This window comes from Nostoc sp. UCD121 (assembly GCF_014222285.1).
Taxonomy (GTDB): domain Bacteria; phylum Cyanobacteriota; class Cyanobacteriia; order Cyanobacteriales; family Nostocaceae; genus Nostoc.
The window spans coordinates 1-5,526 of sequence record NZ_JACKZS010000326.1; the positions used below are offsets into that span (position 1 = coordinate 1).

The 5,526-nt window shown below is 41.8% G+C and carries 8 protein-coding genes; 3 read left to right on the forward strand and 5 right to left on the reverse strand.

The features are described from left to right. Positions 1-88: 88 nt before the first annotated feature. From GNF10_RS34625 to GNF10_RS34635, 3 genes are all read left to right on the forward strand, one after another. Positions 89-814: a transposase gene (locus GNF10_RS34625; RefSeq protein ID WP_260446249.1), complete on the forward strand. Its 726-nt coding sequence runs from the start codon at positions 89-91 to the stop codon at positions 812-814. 33 nt (positions 815-847) lie between these two features. Continuing rightward, positions 848-1,639: a transposase gene (locus GNF10_RS34630; RefSeq protein ID WP_260446376.1), complete on the forward strand. Its 792-nt coding sequence runs from the start codon at positions 848-850 to the stop codon at positions 1,637-1,639. A gap of 119 nt (positions 1,640-1,758) precedes the next feature. Continuing rightward, positions 1,759-2,181, forward strand: a complete 423-nt coding sequence (locus tag GNF10_RS34635; protein WP_185582151.1) for a hypothetical protein — start codon at positions 1,759-1,761, stop codon at positions 2,179-2,181. On the opposite strand, the gene GNF10_RS34640 is transcribed toward GNF10_RS34635, so the two are convergent. The 5 genes from GNF10_RS34640 to GNF10_RS34660 all read right to left on the reverse strand — a co-directional run. Continuing rightward, positions 2,173-2,355, reverse strand: a complete 183-nt coding sequence (locus tag GNF10_RS34640) for a hypothetical protein (RefSeq protein ID WP_185582152.1) — start codon at positions 2,353-2,355, stop codon at positions 2,173-2,175. The genes GNF10_RS34635 and GNF10_RS34640 overlap by 9 nt on opposite strands. A 286-nt stretch (positions 2,356-2,641) precedes the next feature. After that, on the reverse strand, positions 2,642-3,298 hold the full coding sequence (locus GNF10_RS34645; RefSeq protein WP_185582153.1) for a hypothetical protein: 657 nt from the start codon (positions 3,296-3,298) through the stop codon (positions 2,642-2,644). 72 nt (positions 3,299-3,370) lie between these two features. Then, positions 3,371-4,039 (reverse strand): hypothetical protein, encoded by a 669-nt coding sequence (locus tag GNF10_RS34650; protein ID WP_185582154.1) that lies wholly within the window; start codon positions 4,037-4,039, stop codon positions 3,371-3,373. A gap of 95 nt (positions 4,040-4,134) precedes the next feature. After that, positions 4,135-4,452: a hypothetical protein gene (locus tag GNF10_RS34655; protein ID WP_185582155.1), complete on the reverse strand. Its 318-nt coding sequence runs from the start codon at positions 4,450-4,452 to the stop codon at positions 4,135-4,137. A 718-nt stretch (positions 4,453-5,170) separates the two neighbouring features. Further along, on the reverse strand, positions 5,171-5,526 hold a 356-nt coding region (locus GNF10_RS34660; protein ID WP_221644703.1), incomplete at its 5' end, for a hypothetical protein.

Here is a 5,526-nt window from a genome sequence, read left to right on the forward strand (position 1 = left end):
ACCCTTATTTGCAGAGAATGTGGTTTCAAAATCGCCTTGTTTGCGGTTTGAAGCGTTTATGTTTGCAGTTCGCTACAGGTAATGCAATATGCGAGAAAATTTGTCTGATAGACAAGCAGCGCAAGCAGTGCAAGGGCGGATTGACTGGAAATATGCTTTGTCCCTAGAGTTAACAGATCCAGGTTTTGACTTTAGTATTCTAAGCGAATTCCGCGATCGCTTAATAAGAGGTGGTGTCGAGCAGCAAATACTAGACTTGATGCTGTCGAAATTTCAGGAACTCAAACTACTGTCAGCAAGAGGAAAACAGCGCACTGACTCAACCCATATACTAGCTGTAGTCAGGGATTTAAGCAGACTGGAACATTTAGGGGAAACGCTGCGCTATGCCTTAAATGCTGTGGCTGAAGTTGCACCTGTTTGGCTGAAGTCACTAGCTCCGGCCGAGTGGTACGACCGCTATAGCAAACGTCTTGAAGATTCTCGACTCCCTAAAACACCTACCGAGAGGGAAGCATTAGCCGAGATAATTGGTGCGGATGGTTTTCATTTACTCGATAATATCTATTCCCAAACTTCCCCCATTGATCTGCGACAACTGCCAGCCGTAGAAGTTTTGCGTCAAGTTTGGTTACAGCAATACTATGCACCAACAGACAAGATTCAGTTACGCAACGAAAAAGATGGGCCACCGGGAGCGGTACGAATTCGCTCTCCCTATGACTTAGAAGCTCGTAACAGCACCAAACGCACTACTAAGAGCTTGTCATGTAACAACCTTGCTTCTTTTGAGCTAGAAATGCTTTCTCAGTAAGCTTCCTAGACAATAAATTGTAAAAGTTGTTTCTTGACAGGCTCTAACTGGACAGGGTACAAAGTGCATCTGACAGAAAGTTGTGATGAAGACTCACCTCACATTATCACTCATGTAGAAACGACTGCTGCCACAACTCAAGACGTAACAGTTGTTCCCTCAATTCACCAAGCTTTGGGAGAAAAAAACCTCCTGCCTCAACAGCACTTGGTTGACCAAGCATACACATCAGCACAATTACTTTCTACCTCAGAGCGAGACTATAACATTGACCTGTTGGGGCCAGTAGCCCTGAACGTGGGATGGCAAGCAAAAGCCGGACTGGGATTTGATTTATCTCACTTTAAAATAGATTGGCAACAGAAAGCAGTCTATTGTCCTCAAGGTAAGCGTAGTTACCTTTGGAAAAAGAATAAAAGTGTTTATGGTAAACCTGTAATTTACGTTGAGTTTCGGCAACGTGATTGTTTGGCTTGTCCAGTTCGGAGTCAATGTACTCATGCAAAAACAAACCCTCGCGGGTTAACTATACAGGCGCAATCCGATTACGAAGCCCTTCAAAAAGGCAGAGAGCGACAAAAAACTGAACAGTTCCAAAAACAGTATCAACTGCGTTCAGGCATTGAAGGTACTATCTCTCAGGGCATCCGAGGATTTGAATTGCGCGATTGCCGTTATATTGGGTTAGCTAAAACTCATCTACAGCATATTTTGACGGCTGCCGCTATCAATCTAGGTCGAGTTTTTGCATGGTTAGAGGAGATACCACGGGCTAAAACTCGTTCCTCACACTTTGCAAGATTGGCAGACACTATTGTGTGCTAGATAATACCCGTTTAGGCTGTTACTCAAAAATCAATAAGATTTAAGTCTGATTCCGTGTATTACATGGTAAAACCTCCTCATCTCCCGTTAAGCTTCCGATGTAATACACGGTTAAGTTTATGTGGAAACGAGATATTCAGGGAAAGTTTGCGCTCAAGAATGATGACTATCGTGAAGTACGTTCTTTGCGATTAACAGATAAGACTTGGAAGGCTCTTGGTATTGCTTCGGAATGCTTAGGCTTAACCCGTGCTGATTATTTAGAACACATTGTTAGGCATAACGATAACCCTTATATTACACGGGAAGACTCAGATTTTTTAGCTCCCATTCAACCAAGTATTACACGGCAGAGTGAGTCACATCAGATATCTAATACCACAAGCGCTAAACAACCTGTCGGTTTGCCACCGATAAGAGAACTTGAAATTTTACGCGATCGCATTTTGTCCCAACTGAAGTTAGGTAAGCAAGCTACTGGGTATAAAACTGCTCAGAAGGTTCTCAATCGTTTCATTGCTGAACTAATCGGTTCAGTTTAGCTGTTTGGGGAATTCGCCAACGGTATCCGTATCTCGGCGGCCACCCAGGTTGAGCCAACGAGATAGCTGCAATTTCAGAAATAGAGGCTGAAAACGAAAATAGGGCGTTCTTGGGCTGTGTTCAACGTTCTTAGTCAAACGTGTAATCGATGCCTCAAAGTCTTCTAGATTCATTGATGTCTACAGCTTACGCCTAACACTACCTCAGATGGTAGTGAGCCACGCTCATTTGATTGTTACCTCGCTTTCGCCACTACCGCCATAAAAATACCCCCAGAATATGGGGGCGATTGATGTGGTTGATGTGCCTAAAAGGACACAATCGAATAATTCGAGTTCGCTATAAGGATTTCTGTATATATGCCCATCTTAGAATGAACTGTCGGTGGATGTCTTCGGTGATCACCTTTTCTTCAAAATCGCTTCACAACAATTTTTCAATAACTGTGCTTTTACACCGTTAAGCATTGCAAAAATTTTCATCAAGCTTTTTCAAATATTCAATCCGGCAGCAACCGCGCCGCCATTGGTCTTTAGTCAAAGGATAATAACTAGACCAAATACTTCCATCTGGCGTTGAATAAAAAAATGTAATTACAGCCGATTGAGAGCCAAAGTTAGAGGTACTCACTTGGATCTCATCCCCAACAGTAAAAGTCTGTCCTTCACAGTTAGTTACTGTCTCTAATTTTTTATATGGTGGTATTCGTTTCTCTAGTTGCGGTTGTTTATTTTTTCGTTCTGTTTGTGCTAATTCTATTGCTTCGCTTGAAGAGTTTTGAGTTAATTCTTCTACATTAACTGTTGCCATCTCTGCGGTTGATGTCAAGTTAGACGAGTCTATAGCTGCATTTACTTTTTGAAGTCCAGCTTCAGAAGTAGCTTGAGGGGTACTGTTTGATGACTCCTCTTCTTTGCTTTGACTCTGGTTATTCAAAACGTGTAACTCAGGTACACTATTTTGATTTTCTTTTGGTGCGGTGGTTGATGATGATTCAGATGGTGCAGGGGTATCAGTAGTTTCTTGCTTGACGACACGTACAATAGCTGGTTTTTGAGGCGTGACTATTTCTGGTGATGGTGAACTATTTGTTTGATTTGATTTACGTTTGGGCATAACTGATTATTTGCAGGGATACACTCTTTGGCATTAAGTAAATGAGTAATAACAGGGTGATGATTACGCCTGTTATGTTGGATTAACTTCGGCTTGCTCGTGGGTATTTGATGATGGCATTGTTGATAATTTTTCAATTTTTGATTGCCTAGCACCCATATATTTAATGCATTCTCCTGATTGAATTACTAAGTCAGTCCCCACACGCCGTACCTGAAAATTCCAGAAACACTTCACCGAATTGGGCGGTAAAAATCCGATTAGTCTCAGTTTAAAATTCTTGGGAGTATCATTTATACTCCGAGGCTCTTGCTGAATCTTGACTTCTACTATTCCTGAGTTAAAATCCTGATATACGACAAGACCTTGAACAGAAAAATTATCAGCTAGTGACTGAAATTCCGTCTGAACTGATTCGGTATCCTCCGATGGTTTCCTCACACTTATTAAACTCACATCTAGTCCTATGCCAGAGGTTTCTAATAGTGTTTTAGGGTAGACAGTCCACAAATAATTTTGTGATAAATCAAGTTCAGCTTGAACTACTTTCGATGCTCTTTTTTTGAGAGTAGCATTCAGGATTACACCATCAACAGTTATTAGTTGTCCTTTATAAATAAGCTCATTACTTGGAACATACCTTCCCCACAGCCGCCCAATTGCACGATATTGTAGAGAATCTGTTGGCGTTATCGGTTGATTATTGACTGATAACTGCTGTGTATCGGTAGTAATGGTCATGCTGACAATCTTGAATAATATATATATGAAAACACTAACGTTTGGAAAAGCGATCGCTTTTAAAGAAAACTGAGATCGCCAAGGAAGTCTGTCTATTAACTTGCGCCAGCTTCAGCCGCCGCTACATCTGCTTTGGCCTCCTTCGCCTTCTTTTCAAAGATTTGAACCCCAGCATCAACTACCTCAAACCCGTTTTCTGTGCGCTGTCCAAGCTTTCCCGATACAGCCCCAGCCCAGTCTGCAAATTCTGAGGCGCTAGTTTCCGCCTTCCGCCAACTTTTTGCATTAACTTGAGCAGTGAAGACTATGCCGTTCTGATCGGTCAACTCGATTGCAACTTTCTTGTTCGGAAGAGGTGTAGCTGTTGGTAGTGAGCCACTAAATTTTATTGTCACTTCGCTTTTGGCTTCCATCGCTTACCCCTGGCTCATCATCAATTTAATTTTTTCGTTCCTGATTCTATCTTGGATTAGGTTGACCACAAGATGCGCGATCGCTTTATCGTAGTTGATCACTTTCAAAGTAAACGTTGAGCATTCGACTTGAAACAGAACCAAGACTCAACATTAAATCTACAAAAATTTACCCCGTTTTTGACCCCTTGTTAATAATCATTCCTAAAAGGCTAAAACGCCTATACCGTAATGCCTTCAGCCTTTGTAAATAAATCTTGTGAAAGATTACAATTGTGCTTTGATTTTGCTGTTTTGTGCATTACACCGAAAATCGCCCAAATTCCCGATTTTCACCAATTCTCAGCAATTAAACTCAATATATCCCAATTCTACAGAACGCAAATTCAAATTCATCCCTGATTTTTTTACCTCTTCAACATCTTCCAGTCACCAAATTCTCATTAGCTCAATAATTCCCAATAAATCCCAAAAGTCACCCGATTTATCCCCATATTTACCAACGAGTTTTAAACACGCTAATTAGCGCATAAACTTTGTAATCCATCTTTTTCTGACGCACAGTACGCCATATTTGGCGGAAAGTTTTTGAGAGTCAAAACCGAAAAAGAAAAAAATAGCCCTCAAAATTACTACCACTAAACTACATAAGCACGACAAAAGCCGCCTAACAGTTAACAGCTACAACTGCGGCGGCTATCGTTCAAATATTCTTCGCTCAATCTGCGCCAAAAATCGCATCTAATTCTTGAGACGAAGCCTGACCTTGAACTATTGAAGCGGGTCTGATTGAATCAGCCGCTTCCCCTGAAATCTCAGGCTCGGATAAAACATTACTCTTGTAACTTGGGGCATTAACCGCTACAACTGGTGCAGTCAACGCTGGCTGTGACACCACAAACTGCGGTTGTTCCACCGACAGTGCCAAACGCATATAACTGCCGTGTTTATTCAACGAGTCCTGCGCTTCCCAACAAGCAAAACGGATCTGCTCTGGTGTAAAATTACCGCTCGAATATCGCGCCACTGGCAAGAAAGCAGCCACCAAGATATCAGCCATCTTACGCTGTGCCT